This window comes from uncultured Anaerofustis sp., from assembly GCF_938029165.1.
Taxonomy (GTDB): domain Bacteria; phylum Bacillota; class Clostridia; order Eubacteriales; family Anaerofustaceae; genus Anaerofustis.
In genome coordinates, this window is the sequence record NZ_CALHFB010000039.1 from 439,344 (window position 1) to 461,957 (window position 22,614).

Sequence of the window (22,614 nt, forward strand, 5' to 3'; positions counted from 1 at the left end):
AACGTTAAAATAATAATAGATAACGTCGCATTTTATGCTATAATAATAAATTATAAAATCTTTTTTGGAGAATAAAATGAAGCAGAGCAAAGCAATAAAACCAAAAAAAACATTAAAAAGAACTAAGAAAAAAACTAAAGGTCTAAGCAATCAGAAAAAGAAAAATATAATAGTCGTAATCTTGGCACTCGCTATAATCTTAACTTCCAGCGGACTCGGATTTGCAAAGACTTTAGGATATGATATATTAAATGAAAATCCTATGCAAAGCGCTAAATATACGAGATTTAGCGATAAGACAAAATTAAATAACTCCGCAAAATTAGCAGATACCATGAATATCCTTATTTTCGGTATAGATAAAAACGAAAGCAGGAGCAAAAAAGAAACGATATTCAGACCTGATACAATAATGCTCGCAAGCATAAACACAAATAAAAAAACAATCAAGCTTGTTTCCGTTCCAAGAGACAGCAGAGTAAATATCTATAACACATCTGGAAGAGACAAAGTCAACTCATGTTTTTACTATGCAAGTTTGGGGCTAAATGAATCAGAAAAACAGGATCAAACAAAAATGTTTAGTACCGGCGTTACATATTTGGAAAATACAGTCAGTGATGTTCTTGGAGGAGTTCAGATAGATTACTACCTTGGTATCGACATGGATGCACTTCCTAAAATCGCAGATGTAATGGGCGGTGTAACAATAGATGTACACCAAAACTTATATGCAAAAAACGGACATGACTCATCAAGTATCAAAATAAGAAAAGGAAAACAAAAATTAAATGGAGAGCAGCTTTTATACTACAGCAGATATCGTGCATATCCCGACGGAGATATAGGAAGAGTAGCTATCCAGCAAAAAATAATGAAAGCTATTTTCAATGAGTTTAAGAGACAAAAGAGTTTCTCTAAAATCCCTCAAATTTATAATCTAGTTCAGGACATGGTCGAAACGGATTTAAAATTTGCACAAATAGCATCTCTTGGCTTCTCATTTAAGGATTTCAACATAGACGATTTACAGACCTTTACTTTACCGGGTAACTTCGGTAACTTGGGAGGAGTATCATACTGGATAGTAAATCAACCGGAGAGAGTAACATTTATAAAGGATCTATTCAATATAGATGCTGAACAACTATCACAGGATCCAAGGAGTGATAAATAATAAAATGCAGATAAATATAAATAGTTTAAATAAAAGCTTTGGAAGCGAACACTTATTTACTATTAATTCACTTATGATAAACGATAAAGATAAGGTGGGCATTGTCGGTCGTAACGGAGCCGGCAAGACCACCTTACTTAATATTATAATGGGTTTGGATGACGACTATATCGGTCATATATCTAAAATCGATAAAGATAAAATAGGCTTTTTAAGGCAGGATCTAAACTTAAATTTAGATAATGATATCTACACGGAAGTATTACTGGGAGCTGAGAAATACACAAAAAAAGAAGAAGAAATAGAAAATATTTCTATGCTTATAGATTTTGAAAAAGATAAAGAAAAACTTAACAAATTAAACGAACAATATCATGAACTAATAACAGAGTTTGAAGATATGGACGGATACAAATATAAAAGTTTAATGACAGGAATCATTAAAGGACTTGGATATAAAGAAAATGACTTTAATAAAAAAATATCTACTCTATCTGGCGGGCAGAAGATGAGGGTCGCTCTTGCTAAGCTTTTGGTGTCCTCTCCAGAAGTCCTTATATTAGATGAACCGACAAATTATCTTGATACCAACAGTATCACGTGGCTTGAAAACTTTCTTTCCTCAGTAAAATCTACTGTTATTGCAGTTAGTCACGACAGATATTTCTTAGATAGATTTACAACAAAAACAGTAGAAATCGAAAACAAAGAATGTTATATATATAGCGGAAATTATTCAGATTACATATATAAGAAAAAACAAAGGCTAATCAGTGAAGAACATGCTTACAAAAAACAACAGGCAGAAATAAAAAAACAAGAAGATGTAATAAAGACCCTAAAACAATTTAACAGAGAAAAAAGCGTAAAAAGAGCAAGAAGCAGGGAAAAAATGCTGGATAAAATAGAAAGAGTCGATAAACCTTACGCTTCTAAAAACTCTCACATAAGATTTAAATATTCTCCTATGGTCAGTAAAAAAGCTATTACGGTAGAGGGCTTGGAGTTTGCTTATAATGAAAACAAGAAGCTATTTGATAATTTTGATATCACAATAGGCAGTACAGACAGACTTGGGATTTGCGGCAGAAATGCAACAGGAAAATCCACATTTTTAAAACTGATAACTGGACTTCTTAAAGAAAATAGGGGACTTATAAAGAAAAATCCCAAATGCCAAGTATTATATTTTGAACAGGAACATAACGACTTGGACAGCAGTTTAACAATAATTGAAGAACTGAGAAAATCCACGGGAGCAGATGACGGAGAAATAAGAAATATCTTGGGGTGTATGATGTTCTCCGGAGATGATATAAATAAAAAAATATCTACCTTATCGGGCGGGGAAAAAAGCAGAGTAGCAATCGCTAAACTTATGATGAAAGAATCAAATGTTTTAATATTAGATGAACCGACAAATCATTTGGACATAGAAACAAAAGAAGTATTGGAAGATGCCTTACTTGATTATAACGGAGCAGTAATAAGCGTATCTCATGATAGATATTATTTAAACAAAATCTGCAACAGAATAATGTATTTGACAGGAAAAGACATCAAGATATATGAAGGAAACTACGATTATGCAATGGATAAAGAAAATTTAATCAAATCAGAAATCAAAGAAAGAAATGCAGAAGAAAAAAAAGAAGAACGCAGCAACAATAAAAACACCTCTAAACTTAGCAATAATAAACGAAAAGCATACGAAAAAGAACTTAACGATATTGAGCTCTTAATGGATAAACTTGAAAGTGAAAAGGAAGAAATTGCAGAAAAGATGAATCATCCCGATTTCTTTAGTAACGAAGAAAAAGTAAGCGAAATATCTTTAAAACTAAATGACATTCAAAATCTGCTCGAAGAAAAAGAACTAAAATGGCTCGAAATTACTGAAATATTAGAAAATGATGAAGAATAAAAAAGAAAGCAAAAATCTGCTTTCTTTTTTTATGTCATTAACTGAGTTTTAAATTACTTTCTTTCATCAATCGGAATATACTCTGTTTTAGGCTGAACATTCATATAAGCAGGTCTTATGATCTTTCCTGCATTAATGAGTTCTTCAATTCTATGGGCAGACCATCCGGAAATCCTCGCTATTGCAAACAGCGGTGTAAACAGTTCCTTTGGAATACCGAGCATTTTATAAACAAATCCGCTGTAAAAGTCGATATTGGCACAAATATCTTTATATGTCTTAAATTTGGATTTTATCAAATCAGGAGCAAGTCTTTCCACTCGTTCATACAATTTAAATTCCTCTGTAAGACCTTTTTCTTCGGACAATCTTTCTACGAAATATTTGAATATTAGCGCTCTTGGATCGGAGGTTGAATAGATACCATGACCGACGCCGTAAATAAGTCCTTGCTTATCGAAAGCTTTTTTATCCAGTATCTTATTTAAATATGCACTTACTTCATCATCATCTTCCCAGTCTTTAACATTATCCTTTATTTCTTCAAACATATTTACAACTTTTACATTTGCACCGCCGTGTTTAGGTCCCTTAAGAGATGCTAAAGCGGCTCCTACCGCAGAATATGTATCTGTACCAGAAGATGAAACGACATGCATGGTAAAGGAGGAATTGTTTCCGCCCCCATGTTCTGCATGAAGAACCAATGCAAGGTCTAAAATCCTGGCTTCAAGTGTAGTATATTTAGAATCCGGTCTAAGCATATGTAATATATTTTCCGCAGTGGATAACTCTGCCTTAGGCGGATGAATAAATAGACTTTCTCCTTGATGATAATGTATGCTTGACTGATACCCGTAAACCGCAATCATAGGAAATATAGATATAAGATGCATACACTGTCTTAAGACATTTGGGATAGATATATCATCAGGATTTTCATCATATGAATACAAAGTAAGAACACTTCTTGCCATTGTATTCATAACGTCTATACTCGGAGCCTTCATGATTATATCTCTAACAAAAGAAGGAGGCAATGATCTATATTTTGCTACCTGATTATTGAAAGCCTCAAGCTCTTTTTTGTTCGGCTGTTTGCCTGCCAAAAGCAAATATGTAACTTCTTCAAAACCAAACCTGTTATCTTCCAAAAATCCATCTACCAATGACTCTATCGGAATGCCTCTATACCTTAAATAGCCTTCGACCGATACCTTTTTTCCGTCTACGATCTCGCTCCCGCAAACATCGGAGATTTCCGTAAGCCCCGTAAGCACACCGACACCGTTAACATCTCTTAACCCTCTGTTTACATTGTGAATGGCATATAGATCTTTTTCTATATAACAATTATCCAAGCATGTCTTGCTTAAATCTTTAATTTCAGGTGTTATATCCGAAAAATTGATTTCTGTATCTTTATGTTTCATTTACACCCTCCTTTGTTATTCTCTAAATTTAATTTTATTTATGTCTATCGTTAAGTTTATTAAAAATATCCTCTATTTTTACTCCTCTGTCATTTAATAATACTAATAAGTGATATATCAAATCACTCGCTTCACATATGATTTCTTGTTTATCATCGTTTTTCGCGGCAATTATAGTCTCCGCACTTTCTTCGCCTATTTTCTTACAAATCTTATCGGTTCCTTCTATAAGTAAATACTGTGTATATGAACCTTCGTATTTTGTTGGCATTTTTTCTAATTTTTTAATATCTTTTTTTCTTTTTTCTATAGTATCCTGAAGAGTAAATAAGATTTCGGGACTTAAATCTAAATCTGATTTTACTATATTATTATAAAAACAGCTTTCACTGCCGGTATGACAGGTAGGTCCTACCGGATCAGCACCGATAAGCAACGTATCGTTATCACAGTCAGCCTTAATGCTAACGACATTTAAAAAGTTTCCGCTTGTCTCTCCTTTTAACCACTGTGTCTTTCTGCTTCTGGAATAAAAGTTGACTTTACCGGTATCCAAGGTATTTTTATATGCTTCTTCATTCATATACCCAAGCATCAATACTTTTCCCGTTTTATAATTCTGGACGATAACGGGAAGTAATCCTGTATCGTCAAGTTTAAAATCTTTAAAATCCATTTTACAACCTCATTTCTATACTATTGTCTTTTAAATACTTTTTAAGTTCCGTAATATCTATTTCCCCAAAATGGAATACGCTTGCTGCCAAAGCTGCGTCTGCACCCGATTTTAAAACATCCAGGAAATGCTCCATTTTTCCTGCACCGCCTGAGGCAATAATAGGAATGGACAAGATACTATTTAATTTTTCTATCAGTTCGAGGTCAAAGCCATTTTTCACGCCGTCGGTATCTATGGAATTGATACAAATCTCTCCGGCTCCCATATCCTCACCCTTTTTAGCCCATTCGATAGCATCTATTTTAGTATTTTCTCTTCCGCCTTTAACGTATACATCCCAGCTATTTTTATCATTTCTCTTTGCATCAATAGATAGAACGACACACTGAGATCCAAATCTTTTTGCTCCGTCGGAAATTATACTAGGATTAGTAACTGCACTAGAATTGACACTGACTTTATCTGCTCCGGCAAGCAGTACTTTTCTGAAATCATCAACGGTTCTTATTCCTCCACCGATAGTAAAAGGAATGGATACTTCCTTTGCAATATCTTCTACTGTATGTATAAATATATCTCTTTCATCACTTGAAGCGGTGATGTCATAAAACACCAATTCATCCGCACCCAGCTCTGAATATCTTTTACCCAATTTAACGGGATCGTCAACGTCTTTTATATTTGCAAACTGCTTACCTTTGACCACTCTGCCGTGGTCAACATCAAGGCATGGTATGATTCTTTTCGCTAACATATTATATCCTCTACACTAAATTTATTTTCATATAAGGCTTTACCTACGATCACTCCGTAAGTATCATCTTCTTTTAACTTATTGATATCATTGAGAGAGGATACACCTCCGGAAACAACGATATTATGTTTAGTTGCCTTCTTTAGTTTTCTATATAATTCAAAACTTGGTCCGCTTAGCATACCGTCCTTTTTAATATCAGTCACCACGATGCTTGTAAGAGGCAGATCTTTTATTTTATCAAGATAATCCCAAATCAAAATCCCGCTGTTTTCACTCCAGCCTTTTATATAGACATATTCGTCTTTTACATCCAAAGATAAACTGATTTTGTATGGATATTTACCGGACATCTCTTTTAAAAATTCAAAATCTTTAACCGCTTTTGTACCTATTGATACTCTGTCCACACCTATATCAACATATTTTTTGATTTGTTCTTCCCCTCTTATACCGCCGCCGACTTCTACTAACATATCCGTATCAGTAATTATTTTCTTTATGATATCAAAATTTGTAAGTTCGCCTATCAAAGCCGCGTCAAGATCCACTATATGTAAATTCTTTACACCCCTATTTTGAAAATCTTGAGCAACACTGAAAGGATCATCAAAATAAACAGTTTCTTTATCGTAATTGCCTTGAGAAAGTCTTACACATTTATTATCTCTTATATCTATTGCAGGAAATATTATCATATATTATTCTCCTAAGTAATTTAAAAGTAATTTTGTACCTGTTTTATCGCTTTTTTCCGGATGGAACTGCATACCTATAACATTACCATGTCTGACTACTGCAGGAACATTATAATGGTACTCGCTGTAAGCAATCAAATCCTCATCATTCATATTATCTGCATGATAAGAATGCACGAAATATACATACTCACCATTAGTTATATCTTTTACGATACTATCTTCTCTATTTATAACAAGCTCATTCCACCCCATATGAGGAACTTTATAGCTTTTTGGGATATCGAATGGCACTACATCGCCTTTTATAAAACCAAGACCGTCATGTTCGCCCATTTCATAGCTCTTATAAAATAAAAGCTGCATACCAAGACAAATACCGAGAAGATATTTACCGTCTTTCACCCAATCCTTTAAAAAAGGAATCAAATCATTTTCTCTAAGCCCCTTCATACCGTCCTCGAAGGCACCTACTCCGGGGATTATTAATTTATCACAGTCCCTTAATATATCAATATCGTTTGTAATCACACTTTTAAAGCCAAGCCTATTTAAAGCGTTATATACATTTCTGAGGTTACCTGCACCATAATCGATTATCCCTATCATAATACACCTTTGCTTGAAGGTATATCATCACTGACAATAGTTGTTGCGTCTCTTAAAGCTCTAGCAGTAGCTTTGAATATAGCCTCACACATATGATGATTATTCCCTTTATCAATGACTTTGATATTTAAATTGATACCTGCATTAATACAAAAAGCGTATAAAAAATCTTCAAGTATTTCGGTTTCAAAATCACCTATTCTTTCGACCGTAAAAGGATTTTCGTAAACGAGATACCCTCTTCCGCTCACATCTACACATACTCTTGCCAAAACTTCATCCATAGGAACAAAAAATGTAGAATATCTGTTTATGCCTCTTTTGTCGCCTATAGCTTCTTTAAAACATTTTCCAAGAACGATCCCGATATCTTCCACGGTATGGTGATTATCAACTTCAAAGTCACCTTTCGCTTTTATATCAATATCAAATTTAGAGTGACTTGCAAGTAAATCTATCATGTGATTAAAAAAACCGACGCCCGTATCGGAATAAACGATACCGCTTCCGTCCAAATTAAGATTAACTTCGATATCGGTTTCTTTGGTTACTCTGTGTTCAAAACTTGACCTCATTTAGAAAACCTCCTTTATTGCATCTATTACTTCATCATTTTCCTCTTTACTTCCCACAGTAATCCTTACTACATCTTTAAGTTCATTACCATAAGCTCTTATGGAAATACTTCTTTTTTCACATTCATCATATAATATTTGGGCTTTTGATGTTTTTATGGTTATGAAGTTCGCATTAAGTGGAAGTATAAGAATATCTTTATAATTTTTTAGAATAGTTACCATTCTGTCTCTTTCTCTTTTTATAACCTTTAATTCATCCTCTATAAGTTCATGATTATCAACGAGTACTTCTCCCGCTGTTTGAGAGGTAACTGATAGATTATAAGGAGCTTTTGCAGCAAATAAAAATTTAATTATTTCCTTATTTGCTATTATAAAGCCGACTCTGAGACCAGCTCCGCTGAAAGCTTTTGACAGTGTTCTTAAAATAACAACTCTGTCACTGTAACCGAGTAAATCCATGTTATCATCTTCTGCAAAATGAATATATGCTTCATCGATAATCACAAGACCTTTTGTATTATCTATTACTTTTTTAATTTCTTCCTTTGAATATAAATATCCTGTTGGATTATTTGGAGTACATATGTAAACTATCTTAGCTTTATTTTTATTTGCTTCATCTATTAATTTATCTACATCGGGAGATAAGTCTTCTTTATCACTATCCAGTCCTATATATTTTCCTTTAGCCAAAATAGCAGCTTGTTTATACATAGAAAATGTAGGTTCATAACTCACAGCAACATCATCTTTATCCATAAAAGTATTATTTATGATAGTTATCCCTTCATCGGAACCGGATGTAGCAATCAAATTTTCCGGATCGACACCAATGAGTTTTCCATATTTTTCCCTGAGTTTATTTGCATAAGGGTCAGGATATCTGTTTATATCGATACTTTTTATCCTATCAATAAAATCATCCTGAAGTTTTGTTCCAAGAAAGTTTTGATAATGTTCATTAGCATTTAAAATTATTCTATAATCCTGTCCTGCGGCTTTATAATATTCATAATCCTTTAAAGCCGGCACTACTAAGTCTTTAATGCTCATTATTCAAATCTCCTTTCGATAGCTTTTGCATGAGCCGTAAGTCCCTCTTTATTTGCAAACTTTATTATCTTATCCTTATGCTTAGTCAATTCTTCTTTTGAATAGTATACTATGCTCGTCCTTTTTAAAAAGTCATATGTTGAAAGCGGAGAATAAAATTTTGCTTTTCCCGATGTAGGGATCGTATGATTTGAACCTGCGAAATAATCACCTACAGGCTCAGGAGTATATTCTCCCATAAATACTGTACCCGCATTTTGAACTTTATCTATATAATTAAAAGGCTCTTCCAAAGATAACTCTAAATGTTCGGGAGCGATTTCGTTGGACACATCAAATGCTTCATCAATATTATCAACGACAAATATTATTCCATAATTTTCAACCGATTTAGTTGCGATATCAACTTTAGATAATTCTTTAAGCTGTATATTTACCTCTTCGTTTACCTTACATGCTAAATCTTCTGACGTTGTAACAAGTATACAAGCGGCGTTTTCATCATGTTCAGCCTGAGACAACAAATCAGCAGCTACAAATCTTGGATTAGCTTTTTCATCGGCAATAACAAGGACCTCGCTAGGACCTGCTAACATGTCTATATCAACATCCCCATATACCTTCCTTTTAGCTTCCGCAACAAATAAGTTTCCCGGTCCGCATACTTTATAAACCGGTTTAATGGTTTCCGTCCCATAAGCAAGAGCGGCTATAGCACCGGCACCTCCCGACAAGTAAATTTCATCGACTCCGCAAAGATAAGCGGCAGCCAGTATATTTTTATTTACTTTACCTTCTTTATTCGGAGGAGTAATCAAAGCTATTTCTTTAACTCCCGCTACCTTTGCAGGAACTGCATTCATAAGTACAGTAGAAGGATAAGGACTCTTTCCTCCGGGAATATAAAGTCCGACTCTTTCGATAGGTGTTACTTTTTGAGTAAGTCTTTTACTCCCATCATTCATATCAAAGTGAGAATACTTTTGATTTTTATGATATTTTTCTATATTGTCTTTACTTTCCTTCAACACTTCAAGAAAATCTTTATCGACATTTTCATAAGCCTTTTTTATATCTTTTTTATCTACTTTAATGTTTTCAACTTCTACGTTATCAAAGTCTTTCATCATTCTGATCAAGGCTTTATCTTTGTTTTCCTTTACGTCTTCTATTATATTTTCAACTAGCTTTTCAACTTCGTTTAACTTATTTCCGTGTCTTTGAAGTTTTTCTTTAACGACTTCTAAAACATTTTTTTCGTTTTTTAAATCTACTATTTTCATCTCTATAACATCCTCTCACTTGCTTTTTGAAGATTTTCTATAAAAGGTTTTAAAGATGAATGTTTCATTTTAAGACTAGCTTTATTAACTATAAATACAGAGTAAATATCAAATATCTCTTCAAGAACACTAAGTCCGTTTTCCTTTAAAGTAACTCCGCTTTCGACTATATCCACTATTACATCAGACATATTAAGTAGAGGAGCAAGTTCCACCGAACCGTTTATTTTTATGATCTTTGCCTTGATCCCAAGACTGTCAAAATATTCTTTAGCTGTATTTACAAATTTTGAAGCCGCCACGATTTGTTTCATATTTCTTATATCGGTTCCTTTAAATCCGGCTACACACATCTTACATCTTCCTATATTTAAAGGAAACAATCTATATACATCAGGATTATCTTCAAGTAAAATATCTTTACCCACGATACCGCAGTCACAAACACCGGTTTCAACATATATGGGAGTATCACTCGGTTTAACAAGAACCATTTGAACACTGCCGTCATCACTGTTTAAAATCAATTTTCTGTTTAAATCAAATTCAGAAAAAGTTATGCCAAACTCTTTAAACAATTTAATAGCTTGTTTAGCTACTCTTCCCTTTGCTACTGCTATTTTAATCATTTTATTCTCCTATCAAATTTACGATTTCTTCTCTTTTTAAACTCTTGTTCTTTTTTCTGTCAACAACTTTGAAATTTTTACCTTCAATTAAAGAAACGTTATACCCCTTATCTCTTAATTGTTTTGACATGTCTATTCCTTTTTTGGTATCTTCATTGGTACAGTAGATCAAATAATCAACACTAAAGAAATAATCATTATCATCTTTTAAAATCTGAGCTGTCAGATCAAGATTTTGACTGAACCCGCAAGCTCCGCTTCTTCCTGCGATTTTTCTTGCAAGCCTGTCATATCTTCCGCCGTTTATGATTTCTCCGCCGGCATCTATGGAATACACTTTAAACATGATACCGCTGTAATAATTCATAGCATTTGTAAAGCCCAAATCAAGATAAACATATTTATCCAAATTATAAAGTTTTAATATATTATAAACGCCCTCTATTTTATCAAGAGCATCATTCATCTTATCATTTATTGCAATGGTTCTCGCTTTACTTATGACTTCTTCAAAATCTCCGAAAAGCATACATATATCTATTAACTTATCTTTATATTTTTTATTAACATTTTTTTTATCAAGATAGCTTATTAAATCATCTCTGTTCTTTTGCTCAATAAATTTATGAACGATTTCTACTTCATCTTTTTTGATTTCATCAATTTCTTCAATCAACGCATATACAAAGTCTGCATGAGATAAATCAAGTCTTATATCCTTGATACCAAGAGCAAAAAGACTGCTTAGTGCAAGTGCTATAATATCGCTGTCTACGATATCGCTTTCCTTTAAAAAACATTCGACTCCTGTTTGATTTATTTCGTCCAATGTATAATCTTTATTTATATTTCTAAATACTTTTGCTTCATAAAAATATTTTTCATTTTCTTTGCTTTTAAGTGTAGAAGCTGTCTTTAAAACATGGAAAGTAGCATCCGCTCTTATTACTAAAATATTTCCATTACCGTCTATTAATTTCAATTCTTCGTTTTGATGTGAAAAGTTAAACTTTTTATATAGTTCATATGGCATAAACATAGGTATGGTTATCTGCTCATAGCCATATTTTTTATAAAACATACTTAGTGTATCTTTTAAAAATGCGTATTTTTTTTGTGTGTTATCTTCTCTATGTAACATACTAAACCTCCAAGTCAAAGACTAATAAGTATAATTAATTTATTATACCATATTTACCCACACAGGAAAATAAGAATTGAAAAAATTCTGAAAATTAAATCTATTTTTAAGTTTAAATAATTATTCAAATTTGAATACAATTATGACTGATAACTGCACTTAGATAAAATTTTTTATTAATAAAATATTATATTTATTCATTTTTATTTTAACAGATAAAACTTTATTTTTCCTTAAAAATATAAATATTCACTTATTTTTATAAAGAGTTTCACGTAATTTCCATTAAAATTATTATTTAAATATAAATAACACTGTATTAAAAATAAAAAAAGGACTTTTAAAGTCCTTTTCATTTTAATAATTAAAAAATCATTTATTATATTTCATTTATATCATCTTCAATATTATTTTCTGTTTGAGATTCAATTAATTTATCTTTTTCTTCATTATTATTTAAAATCCTATTAAAGAAAATAGCTATTGCCAAAGAAAAGTAAAGTGCTAATCCTATAATGCAAATAATCCATAGTAAAGTGATCAATAGAACAATTATAATGCCTGCGCCGCTTTCACTTCCAATTCCTACAAAGAGAACTATAAAGAAAGGAATACATGTAATCAATATTAAAAGCAAGAACCACAAATTTAATAGCACATAGCTCTTAATATTTTTAAATCCTATTGAAAATGTATTACTGAATAAATGTTTCTTCAACCCCTCATTTTCTTTTGCAACAATTCCCATTGACAATGCAGGAAAAATATCACAAACCAAGGATACTCCCGCCACGATCAATACAAAGAACAATATCTTTGGTAAAATTGATAAAATTATATTAGCCATCATATTATCCGAAATAAAAGGATATGAATTATATATGTTTATAAAATCATTGGTAAAGAAAGCCATACCTAAAACAACCGCTATTATTATTATAATCACAGCAAATAAAAGCTGAAGCAAATAAACCAATAAACATTCTTTTATATTGGGAAGAAAAGAAAACAAATCAGTTATACTAAAAGCCTTTTCTTCATCTATCTTAAATAAAATTTTATAAAGACCGATACCTAAAGCCGTAGACACATATAAATTAATCAAATAAATCAATATTTGTACCATCGGAGCTTCGCTGAAAATATTGGTCCCTATATATGATATAGCCATTGAAACTAAAGACACCAATAAAACACAACCCAGCAATTTCCATAAATTCTTTTTAAGAAGCTCAACTGCACGGCTTCTTATTTCTTTTAAATCAATCATAATTTCCTCCAAATCTATTAAATCCTAAATTAAAAAATTTGTTTTAAATAGTTTTACATATTTTTACATTGAATTGCTCTTTAAAATTATAATATCAATAATATATATATTTAATCATATATTTTTATTATAGTTTTCTAAAAAATATTAAAATATATTAAAAACTCTATAATTCAATGATATTAAATATTTTTGTATTTATTTTTATTATAAAAAAGTAATATGCAAATCAGCATATTACCCTCTTTGTTTTCATAATTATTTTAAGAAAAATACCCAAATTGCCAATGCCACAACTAATAACCCTTCTACAATTACCATGGCTTTTTTTGCGTTCATATTATCCTCCATAAGCAAATCTTTATTTTTACTAATTATAACATAATTTTACTATTTAACAATATCTATATTGCATTCTTAAAGTCTTTTGCATTGATAAACTTTTCATACTTTATCATCTGTCCGTATTTAACGAATGCCCCAGGCTGAGAAGCATATAAATCCAAAAGATCCATTTTTTCATTTACTTCTGTTTGAGGAAGTTCTTTTAATTCGTCTTCTACTTTAAATAAATCGCCTTTTTTATAATATCTGGTAAAATAATATAAATTATTTTTATTTATATATTTTTTATATACATCTGTCGTTATGTTATTTGTGTAAATATGATGTATATGCCCATATTCACCTTCCGGATTGTGTGTCACTATTTCATCCCATTTTTTATATGTAAGAACCGTTTTTATATCTTCTGCGATATAAGATGTAAGTCCTGCTTTTTCCCAGTCGACTCTCCTAAATTTATAGGCATCCGGATATGAAAGTATAATTCCTTTATCATGAGTTTTCTTTAGTACATTATTTATCTCATCATATCTTACATTACCTGTAGATTTTCCATTTGTTAAACACAGCACTAAGTAATTATCTTTTAATAAATGAACTCCTCCCCATAGAGTTTCATCATCGGGATGAGCTACTATCATTAGTTTATTTACATTTTTAAGATCCATTTTATCAAGGTCTTTTTTAGTAAGGAAAGGTTTTGTTATTTTCTCCATCCCCTTTTTACTGCTGCCTTTAAACATTCGCTTTTCATAATCAAGTCCTGCACTTACTGATTTTAAAGAATACCTTACAGTAGGATTTTCTTTAATGCTGTCGCAAAAATAAAAAGCAACGCAGATTATAAGAATATAAGACAGAATAATAGCACCTATCTTTTTTGCCATACTTTGTTTCATTTTTCCCTCTTCTTTCAATGGCGCGCCTGAGAGGAGTCGAACCCCCACTAAACGGTCCGAAGCCGCTTGCTCTATCCATTAAGCTACAGGCACACTATCACTTTAGTATTCTACCATTTATAAAGAACTCTATCAACTATACATTAGATTTTTAAGAAAAATTTAAGAAAAGATTTTTTTAATTTATTTATAAGATATATTAATGTAGATTAAAAAACATATAACAAAAAATACCATCAAAATAACAATAAAACTTTTAAAAAGATATTGAAAAAAAGCAAATATAATATTAAAATTCTAAGAGTAGGAACGTACATAAAATTAATTATATACAATATTATAATGATAAATTTTATTTGTGAGCAATTGTAATATAACGGAACTTTTTTTCAAAAAATCCTAATTTTATTGTTTCAAATAAAAGTATTTATGATATAATAGTTTTGTGCAAAAGTAGTATGAAAGGATAATTATGATTACTGTATTAGTTGTATGCGGAAGCGGTGTTGCAACATCGACTTTAGCATCTGAAAAATTAAAGTCGCTATGTAAAGATGAAAACATAGATATTGATACATATCAATGCAAAACTTCTGATGCAAAAGCCAGAAAAAAAATGATTGATCCTGATATTATAGTTACTACAACAAATATGAATGAAGAGTTTGATATACCCGTCATCAATGGAAAAGCGTTGATTACGGAGGTTGGCATTAAAGAATTTAAACTTGAATTTTTTGAAGCCGTAGTAAAATTATTAAGCTCTAAATCAAGTGCGGTACAAAACGGTTAAACCGTTTGTAATAAAAGTTGCTTTAAATAAATCTTTAAAAGTACATATTTTGGGCAGATTAGAATTATATTATTTATTTAATTAAACGGAGGATTTTATTATATGAAAACTATTTTAGTTGCATGTGGAACAGGTATTGCTACATCTACAGTAGCTGCAAAAAAATGTGAAGGAATTTGTAAAGAAGCTGGTATTCAAGTTAAAACAGTTCAATGTAAAGCTGCTGAAACTGCTTCAAAAGTTAAAGTTATCAAACCAGACGTAATCGTTGGTACTACTGATATCCCTGGAGACATCGGTGATACTCCACTTCTTAACGGTAGATGCCTACTTACAGGTGTTGGTCTAAAACAATTCAAAGAAGATTTAGTAAACGCTGTTAAATAATTTTTAATTTTATTTTTTAAGTATTTATTACGAGAATAAAAAGATTTATTTTAAAGAACGATAAACAATTCTATAAACCAAAAATAAAAAAAGTACTTTATTAAAATGTTAAGACTGAGAGTGGATAAGAAATTATCCACTCTTTTTCTTTTAATCTTAGTTATGTTTTTTTATTTAAAATATTATAAATCTTAGAATATTATGATATAAAGGTTATTACCATTTAAAAAATTTTATAAAGGTAATTATGTTTATTGACATGTTAATATTAAGTATGATAGAATATATAAAAGTCATTACATATTATTGCTTTTATAATAGTATGTTACAAATGTAAAGATTTATATCAAATCTTAAATCTTTAATAGTCATAAAGGAGAGTAAAATGTTAACAGGAAAAGTTGCAATCATAACCGGTGCAGGAACCGGCATAGGAAAAGAAGTTGCAAAACTTTTTGGTAAAAATCACGCAAGCGTCGTACTTAATTACCGCTCAAGTGAGAAACAAGCCAATGAAGTTAAAGAAGAAATTGAAAAAATGGGTTCTAAAGCCATAACGGTCAAAGCTGACATATCAAATTATGATGATTGTAAAAATCTGGTTCAAACAACAGTAAAAGAATTTGGTCATGTAGATATACTTATTAATAATTCGGGAATGGGACTTACCAGAGACACAATCCTTGATATTACAAATGAAGAATATCATAGACTAATGACGATCAATGTCGACGGAACTTACTATATGACAACTTTAGTTCTGGAACAAATGGAAAAACAAAAAACAGGAGGAAGCATCGTTAGTATTTCCTCATCTGCGGTTGCTCAGCCAAGCAGCGGGAACGGCGTTTATGCGATGAGCAAAGCTGCAATTGAATTATTGATGCGTTCCGTTGCACAAAACCATGGCGAACATGGAATAAGATGTAATATAGTAGCTCCGGGTCCTACTGAAACCAATATGGTAAATGAATACTTCAGCGAAGAAAAAAGAAAAAGAGTAACACAGGAAATTCCTCTAAGGCGATTCGGAGATCCAAAAGAAACCGCTCAGGCAGTTCTATTCTTTGCCAGTGATATGTCAAGTTATGTAACAGGTCAAAAAATCCACGTTGACGGTGGAAGAACAATAAGATAACTATATAAAGGAGAAAAAATGGAAGAGAAACTTTTAGGAAAGGTTGCCCTAATAACAGGAGCAGCAAGAGGAATAGGAAGAGAATACGCTTTAAGACTTGCTAAACTTGGAGCAGATGTAGTTATAACGGATTTAGACATAAAAGCGTCTAAATTTAAAGAAGAAGACGTTTTGGCACCTACAGTCAAAGAAGAAATCGAAGTGCTCGGAAGAAAGTCAATGGCATTTGAAGGCGATGCAACAGATGACGAGTTCGGTAAAATGGTTGTAGATGAAGTTATAAAAGAATTCGGACATATAGATATTCTTATAAACAATGTAGGCGGAACCGGAGGAGCCGGTCCTGCACTTGCAACCGAAATGGATACTGACAAGTTTGTACATGCACTACATATAAATCTTTTATCTGCTTTTATTTTCTGCAAATACGCAGGAAAGCAAATGAAAGCTCAAAAAAGCGGTAAAATAATAAATATATCATCTGTAGGAGGCTCTGTTCCATTATTTATCACTCAGGCACATTACTCTGCGGGAAAAGCCGGAGTAGATGCTCTAACAAGAATGTTTGCGCTTGAACTTGCACCTTACGGAGTAAATGTAAATGCAGTTGCACCGGGCTATATACACACTGTTAAATGGGATGCACATTTTGAAGAACAATTCAAAGAACTTAAAGAAAAGGTTCCAATGGGCAGACTTGGAACTACGGAAGACTGTGCAAAAGTAATTGAATTTTTAGCAACTGATTTGTCGGATTACATGACAGGTCAGGTACTTTATATTGACGGAGGACTAAAAACTCTTAATCCGTCTTCATCCAAGGTCAACTTATATTAATTTTACATTAGAACACTTGAAATTAAATGAAATATAAATTATAATATTAAAGGATAAAAACGCAAGGAGAGTAAATATGAAGATTATTGTAGCAGCAAGTATGAAAGATGCTAAATTTGTAAAATTTGAAGAATTAATTCAAAAAAACTGTGGCAAGGATATTGAAGTTGTAAAATGTAATGTAATTACAGATAATATTGAAGAATTAATTGCAGCAGAAAATCCTACAGCAATTGTAAAAGTAGGCGTAAAAGTTCCTGATACAGATATTCCTGTAATAGACGGACTTGCTCTTAATTACCCACAAATGGGAGCGAAAAAGCTTTTTGATGCTATCAGCAAATTAAAATAATTAATTAAAAAACAAAAACTCTGCTATTAGCAGAGTTTTTTTATTTCTTTATATAATTAAATATTTTTAATAATTGGGAACACCATATCCCATTATATTCCAAGAACCTATAGAATATGATCTTCTCCTGCAGGCATCGGAACTGTTTCCTTCTATTGTATTTACAACACCTCCGCTTACACTCTCAACAATACCTACGTGATTTCCTACACCATTCCCATCCCAGTCAAAGAAAATAATATCCCCTCCTCTCGGAGTATAATTTCTCCCCTGCCAGCGACCTCTGGATTTAAACCAATTTGCACCATTATCTACATAGGAAAATTTAGGTATCGTACCGGATCTTAAATAACCGGCTTGGTTAGCACACCAGGAAACAAAACAGGCACACCATGATACTCTATAGTTAAAACCATACCAGCTCCAAAACTTCTGTCCGCCGTAATTTCCTATCTGAGCTCTTGCAACATTTAGGATAGCCTTTCTGCCCCTTCCGTAAGTACCCGGATCTCCTTTAGAATAATTACCATGCTTCTTCATGTTTTCTTCGTATAACTTATCATTTAGCTCATCAGCTTCCTTCTGCAAGATATCAAGCTGTTCCTTAACACCTCTCAAATCTTCATTTGTATCAGTTAGCTGACGGTCCTTTGCAGCCTTCAATACATCCAAATCTTCTTTATTTGTTTTAAGTTTTGCAATCAAACCATCAAGTTCTTTTTTATTAGAAGAAATTTTTGCAGTTTCTGATGATATTTTATTTTCGGCTTTTTGAAGCTCACTGATTATATTTTGGTCATAAGTAACAAGGTCTTTATAATTGGATATATTATTTAATAAGTCGGAAATACCTTCAGAAGAAAAAATGATATCCAAATATCCTGTATCCCCATACATATACATTACTTTCATTCTTTCATCAAAGACTTTTTTATATTTTTCTTTTTCTTTTTTTGCTTTTTTTAATTCTTCTTTAGATTTTGCAAGAGCTTTTTCTACTTTTGTTCGCTTAACTTCTTGATCCTCTATATCCTGATTTAATTTAGAAATCTTATTGTCAAAACTTTCGATTTCTTTCGAAAGCTTATCGGCTTCATTTGAAGTACTTTCTAAATCAGAATTTTTATTTTTAATTTCTTCTTGTGTTTCATTTAGTTTTTGCTGTGTAGACTTCTTAGCACTTACTGTTATAGGCGAATATAAAAAAGTCATTAAACAAATTATTGTTAAAACAATTGAAATAATTTTTTTCTTCATCTTCTCTCCAAAATATATATTACTACATATAGTTTCTATTTACTTATATTATACTACTATTGGTATTTTGTCAAATTATGACTTATTTCTATTTTAATTCTAAAAATAAAAACACCCATAAAGGTGTTAATGTTACAAAATGGCGCGCCCTGGAAGATTCGAACCCCCGACCTTTTGATCCGTAGTCAAACGCTCTATCCAGCTGAGCTAAGGGCGCATATTTAATACTTAAATAATATACCATAAACGATTATAAATTGCAATATTTTAATTATCCATAAGTGCACCTATATTATCTATAACAAAAATAAGCTCCCTTAAAAAGGGAGCTATTGTGATTAGATTTTAATAAAATTAACTATAAACTTTTAATGTAATACTGCTATAAAATAATCATTTATAGACAAACCATTTTAGCTAACATGAATGGGAACCATGTAATCCACTGTGCACCCATTGCCATACAAGTTAGCTGAGCAGCTCCTTCAGGAATTGTTAAGTTTGCTGAACTAGCCAAACCTGTCATAACTTCAGCAGCATATGTAGCAAAAGTCAAATATACTACACACATAATTATTACTTCAATCAATCCTCTAAATAAGTTACCTTTGTTAGGTAATACAGCACAGATTACGAAGAATGGAAGTGCTGCTAAGTCAGCTAATGGTAAAGCTGTATTCCATGGTAACAAAACAGCTTCAACTAAGATAATAGGAATAGCGAGTAGACCTAATGAAATAACAAATGGATGACCTGTAGCTACGGCAGCATCAAGACCTATGTACAATTCTCTTCCAGGGAACCTTTTTTCTAGGAATGCCTGTGTCATTTCGGAAATAGGCATTAAACCTTCCATAAGAAGAGCAACCATTCTAGGTATAAGAACGAGTACAGCAGCAATATTCATACCAACGATCAAAATTTGCTGTATTGCGGTACCTACATTTACTTCAGGAGCCGTGAATTGAGATAAAGCTGATAAGAATCCACCGATGATAAATCCCATCATTATAGGTTCTCCCAAGAGACCCAATTTTTCAACGATACCTTCACTTGTCCAATGAATGTCTTTTATACCCGGGATCATTCCTAAGAGTTTATCTAACGGATAAGTGATAATACAGTTACACATTGATTGGATATGAGGAAGAGAGATGCCTTCTAGACCGAATACTTCAACACAGTCAGCTTGTGTCCAATCGGCTACTATAAATATAATTGCCATCATCAATACCGCTTGCCCTATAGCAAATACCCATGCTAAAGCTGTTCCTTTGCATACTAACAATATTGCCGATGCTGAGAATAATACGTGCCAGTAATTCCAAATATCAACGTCCATTGTTTTTGTCCATCCAAGAGCAATCATTATAATATTTGTAATTATAACAGCTAAAAATACAAATGGTACGGCTTCTGTTGACCATGCAATAGCAGAACCGGCAGGCCAGCCTACATCTATCGCAGTTAATTTAAATCCCAAATTATCAACCAGTGCTTGGGCAACCGGAGTTATTGTCGTTGACATAATGTTGATTACAGCATTTAGCCCAATAAACCCAACACCAAACGTCATACCTGCTCTTAAAGCCTCGCCAAATTTTGCGCCCATAACCAGCCCCAAAATTGTAAATATGATTGGCATCATAACCGAAGCACCCATATCGATTATATAACTAAATATATTTGTTACGACTTGCATTGTTTTTCTCCTTTAATATAAAATTCGCTCACATTCAATACCGGTAAACTCATAATACCTAATGAAGCCGCTGAATTTGTGAAATACTCTAAATAGATATCTAATAACCTCCAATCTAATCACATTAAAAACTATTTACCAGCATTGATTTATTGTGTTAAAAATATTTTAACATATAACGTATTATCTTGCAAATGTTTTCATATCATATAAAAATCTTTAAGATATAAAAAAAGAACCCTTACGATTGTAAGGGTTCTTGGGTGTGATCAGATTTTAATAAAATTTACTTTAAGTTCTTAATGTTATAAATGTAATACTATAAAATTATATTTTATAGACAAACCATTTTAGCTAACATGAATGGGAACCATGTAATCCATTGAGCACCAAGAGCGATGTTTGTGATTTGAGCAGCACCTTCAGGAACTTGTAAGTTAGCAGCGCCTGCTAAGCTTGTCATAACTGTAGCTGCATATGTAGAGAATGTTAAGTAAATGATACACATAATAATTGTTTCAATTAAACCTCTAAATAAGTTACCTTTGTTAGGTAATACAGCACAGATTACGTAGAATGGAAGTGCAGCTAAGTCAGCTAATGGTAATACTGTATTCCAAGGAAGTACGATAGCTAATACTAAGATAATAGGAATAGCTAATAGACCTAATGAAATAACAAATGGATGACCTGTAGCTACGGCAGCATCAAGACCAATGTATAATTCTCTACCTGGGAATCTCTTTTCAAGGAATACTTGAGTTTGTTCAGAGATTGGCATTAAGCCTTCCATAAGTAATGAAATCATTCTTGGGATTAATACTAATACAGCAGCGATATTCATACCAACGATTAGAATTTGTTGGATTGCAGTTCCTACATTTACTTCTGGAGCTGTGAATTGAGATAAAGCTGATAAGAATCCACCGATGATGAATCCCATCATAATTGGTTCACCTAGTAAACCAAGTTTTTCAACGATACCTTCACTTGTCCAGTGAATGTCTTTTAGTCCAGGAATCATTCCGATAACTTTATCCAATGGATATGTTACGATACAGTTACACATTGATTGGATATGTGGAAGAGAGATACCTTCTAGACCGAATACTTCAACACAGTCAGCTTGTGTCCAGTCAGCGATAACGAAGATTATACCCATCATTACTACTGCTTGACCTATAGCGAATACCCATGCTAAAGCTGTTCCTTTACATACAAGTAGGATAGCTGATGCTGAGAATAATACGTGCCAGTAATTCCAGATATCAACGTCCATTGTTTTTGTCCATCCTAAAGCGATCATTATAATATTTGTAATGATTACTGCAAGGAATACGAAAGGTACGGCTTCTGTTGACCAAGCGATAGCAGAACCGGCAGCCCAACCTATATCAATAGATGTAAGTTTGAAACCAAGGTTATCAACTAGTGCTTGTGCAACTGGTGTGATTGTTGTTGACATAATACTGATAACAGCATTAAGACCAATGAAACCAACACCGAAAGTCATACCAGCTCTTAAAGCTTCACCGAATTTAGAACCCATAACTAGGCCTAAGATTGTGAAGATGATTGGCATCATAACTGATGCGCCCATGTCTATAATATAACTAAATACACTTGTTACAGCTTGCATTGTTTTTCTCCTTTAAAATTAAAATTGTTTGTTT

At 32.2% G+C, this 22,614-nt stretch carries 22 protein-coding genes and 2 tRNA genes; 7 read left to right on the top strand and 17 right to left on the bottom strand.

What is annotated here, in order from left to right; translation table 11 throughout:
• The first annotated feature begins 76 nt into the window (after positions 1–76).
• Complete coding sequence (locus tag Q0516_RS06875) at positions 77–1,177, top strand: LCP family protein (RefSeq protein ID WP_257479602.1); 1,101 nt, start codon at positions 77–79, stop codon at positions 1,175–1,177.
• Positions 1,178–1,181: 4 nt separating this feature from the next.
• Positions 1,182–3,101 carry an ABC-F family ATP-binding cassette domain-containing protein gene (locus tag Q0516_RS06880; protein ID WP_294464835.1) on the top strand — a complete coding sequence of 640 codons (1,920 nt, stop codon included), beginning with the start codon at positions 1,182–1,184 and terminating at the stop codon, positions 3,099–3,101.
• A gap of 53 nt (positions 3,102–3,154) precedes the next feature.
• On the opposite strand, the gene Q0516_RS06885 is transcribed toward Q0516_RS06880, so the two are convergent.
• The 13 genes from Q0516_RS06885 to Q0516_RS06945 all read right to left on the bottom strand — a co-directional run bounded on the left by Q0516_RS06885 (position 3,155) and on the right by Q0516_RS06945 (position 14,568).
• Positions 3,155–4,534 (bottom strand): citrate/2-methylcitrate synthase, encoded by a 1,380-nt coding sequence (locus Q0516_RS06885; protein WP_257479600.1) that lies wholly within the window; start codon positions 4,532–4,534, stop codon positions 3,155–3,157.
• 34 nt (positions 4,535–4,568) lie between these two features.
• Entirely contained in the window at positions 4,569–5,210 is a 642-nt protein-coding gene (gene hisIE / locus Q0516_RS06890) for a bifunctional phosphoribosyl-AMP cyclohydrolase/phosphoribosyl-ATP diphosphatase HisIE (RefSeq protein ID WP_294464842.1), read from the bottom strand.
• 1 nt (position 5,211) lies between these two features.
• Positions 5,212–5,967, bottom strand: a complete 756-nt coding sequence (gene hisF / locus Q0516_RS06895) for an imidazole glycerol phosphate synthase subunit HisF (RefSeq protein WP_257479598.1) — start codon at positions 5,965–5,967, stop codon at positions 5,212–5,214.
• Complete coding sequence (hisA, locus tag Q0516_RS06900; protein WP_294464845.1) at positions 5,961–6,665, bottom strand: 1-(5-phosphoribosyl)-5-[(5-phosphoribosylamino)methylideneamino]imidazole-4-carboxamide isomerase; 705 nt, start codon at positions 6,663–6,665, stop codon at positions 5,961–5,963. The genes hisF and hisA overlap by 7 nt, the downstream gene beginning before the upstream one ends.
• Before the next feature lie 3 nt (positions 6,666–6,668).
• Positions 6,669–7,274, bottom strand: a complete 606-nt coding sequence (gene hisH, locus Q0516_RS06905; RefSeq protein WP_294464848.1) for an imidazole glycerol phosphate synthase subunit HisH — start codon at positions 7,272–7,274, stop codon at positions 6,669–6,671.
• Positions 7,271–7,849 (bottom strand): imidazoleglycerol-phosphate dehydratase HisB, encoded by a 579-nt coding sequence (hisB, locus tag Q0516_RS06910; RefSeq protein WP_294464850.1) that lies wholly within the window; start codon positions 7,847–7,849, stop codon positions 7,271–7,273. The genes hisH and hisB overlap by 4 nt, the downstream gene beginning before the upstream one ends.
• Positions 7,850–8,908, bottom strand: coding sequence for a histidinol-phosphate transaminase (gene hisC / locus Q0516_RS06915; protein ID WP_294464853.1), 1,059 nt, complete (start codon positions 8,906–8,908; stop codon positions 7,850–7,852).
• Complete coding sequence (hisD, locus tag Q0516_RS06920) at positions 8,908–10,191, bottom strand: histidinol dehydrogenase (RefSeq protein ID WP_294464859.1); 1,284 nt, start codon at positions 10,189–10,191, stop codon at positions 8,908–8,910. The genes hisC and hisD overlap by 1 nt, the downstream gene beginning before the upstream one ends.
• A gap of 2 nt (positions 10,192–10,193) precedes the next feature.
• The gene (hisG, locus tag Q0516_RS06925; RefSeq protein ID WP_294464861.1) at positions 10,194–10,820 is read right to left on the bottom strand and encodes an ATP phosphoribosyltransferase; all 627 of its coding nucleotides are present in this window, start codon (positions 10,818–10,820) and stop codon (positions 10,194–10,196) included.
• 1 nt (position 10,821) lies between these two features.
• Positions 10,822–11,961 (bottom strand): ATP phosphoribosyltransferase regulatory subunit, encoded by a 1,140-nt coding sequence (locus Q0516_RS06930; RefSeq protein ID WP_294464864.1) that lies wholly within the window; start codon positions 11,959–11,961, stop codon positions 10,822–10,824.
• Between the two features lie 379 nt (positions 11,962–12,340).
• Positions 12,341–13,231, bottom strand: coding sequence for a hypothetical protein (locus tag Q0516_RS06935; protein ID WP_294464868.1), 891 nt, complete (start codon positions 13,229–13,231; stop codon positions 12,341–12,343).
• A gap of 404 nt (positions 13,232–13,635) precedes the next feature.
• The gene (locus Q0516_RS06940) at positions 13,636–14,475 is read right to left on the bottom strand and encodes a PIG-L family deacetylase (RefSeq protein WP_257479589.1); all 840 of its coding nucleotides are present in this window, start codon (positions 14,473–14,475) and stop codon (positions 13,636–13,638) included.
• Between the two features lie 18 nt (positions 14,476–14,493).
• Positions 14,494–14,568, bottom strand: a tRNA-Arg gene (locus tag Q0516_RS06945).
• Positions 14,569–14,947: 379 nt separating this feature from the next.
• Between Q0516_RS06945 and Q0516_RS06950 the strand changes: the two genes are divergently transcribed.
• From Q0516_RS06950 to Q0516_RS06970, 5 genes are all read left to right on the top strand, one after another.
• Positions 14,948–15,268, top strand: a complete 321-nt coding sequence (locus Q0516_RS06950) for a PTS sugar transporter subunit IIB (RefSeq protein ID WP_294464874.1) — start codon at positions 14,948–14,950, stop codon at positions 15,266–15,268.
• A gap of 102 nt (positions 15,269–15,370) precedes the next feature.
• Positions 15,371–15,655 carry a PTS sugar transporter subunit IIB gene (locus Q0516_RS06955; RefSeq protein WP_007050247.1) on the top strand — a complete coding sequence of 95 codons (285 nt, stop codon included), beginning with the start codon at positions 15,371–15,373 and terminating at the stop codon, positions 15,653–15,655.
• Between the two features lie 385 nt (positions 15,656–16,040).
• The gene (locus Q0516_RS06960) at positions 16,041–16,793 is read left to right on the top strand and encodes a glucose 1-dehydrogenase (protein ID WP_294464885.1); all 753 of its coding nucleotides are present in this window, start codon (positions 16,041–16,043) and stop codon (positions 16,791–16,793) included.
• 18 nt (positions 16,794–16,811) lie between these two features.
• Positions 16,812–17,630 carry an SDR family NAD(P)-dependent oxidoreductase gene (locus Q0516_RS06965; protein WP_294464887.1) on the top strand — a complete coding sequence of 273 codons (819 nt, stop codon included), beginning with the start codon at positions 16,812–16,814 and terminating at the stop codon, positions 17,628–17,630.
• 76 nt (positions 17,631–17,706) lie between these two features.
• Positions 17,707–17,982, top strand: a complete 276-nt coding sequence (locus tag Q0516_RS06970; RefSeq protein ID WP_257479585.1) for a hypothetical protein — start codon at positions 17,707–17,709, stop codon at positions 17,980–17,982.
• A gap of 66 nt (positions 17,983–18,048) precedes the next feature.
• On the opposite strand, the gene Q0516_RS10840 is transcribed toward Q0516_RS06970, so the two are convergent.
• The 4 genes from Q0516_RS10840 to Q0516_RS06990 form a co-directional block, all read right to left on the bottom strand.
• Positions 18,049–19,239, bottom strand: a complete 1,191-nt coding sequence (locus Q0516_RS10840; RefSeq protein ID WP_365945364.1) for a CHAP domain-containing protein — start codon at positions 19,237–19,239, stop codon at positions 18,049–18,051.
• Between the two features lie 140 nt (positions 19,240–19,379).
• Positions 19,380–19,456: transfer RNA gene (locus Q0516_RS06980), tRNA-Arg, on the bottom strand.
• 180 nt (positions 19,457–19,636) lie between these two features.
• Positions 19,637–20,941, bottom strand: a complete 1,305-nt coding sequence (locus Q0516_RS06985; protein ID WP_294464892.1) for a PTS transporter subunit IIC — start codon at positions 20,939–20,941, stop codon at positions 19,637–19,639.
• Between the two features lie 334 nt (positions 20,942–21,275).
• Positions 21,276–22,580 (bottom strand): PTS transporter subunit IIC, encoded by a 1,305-nt coding sequence (locus tag Q0516_RS06990; RefSeq protein WP_294464895.1) that lies wholly within the window; start codon positions 22,578–22,580, stop codon positions 21,276–21,278.
• Positions 22,581–22,614: the final 34 nt, after the last annotated feature.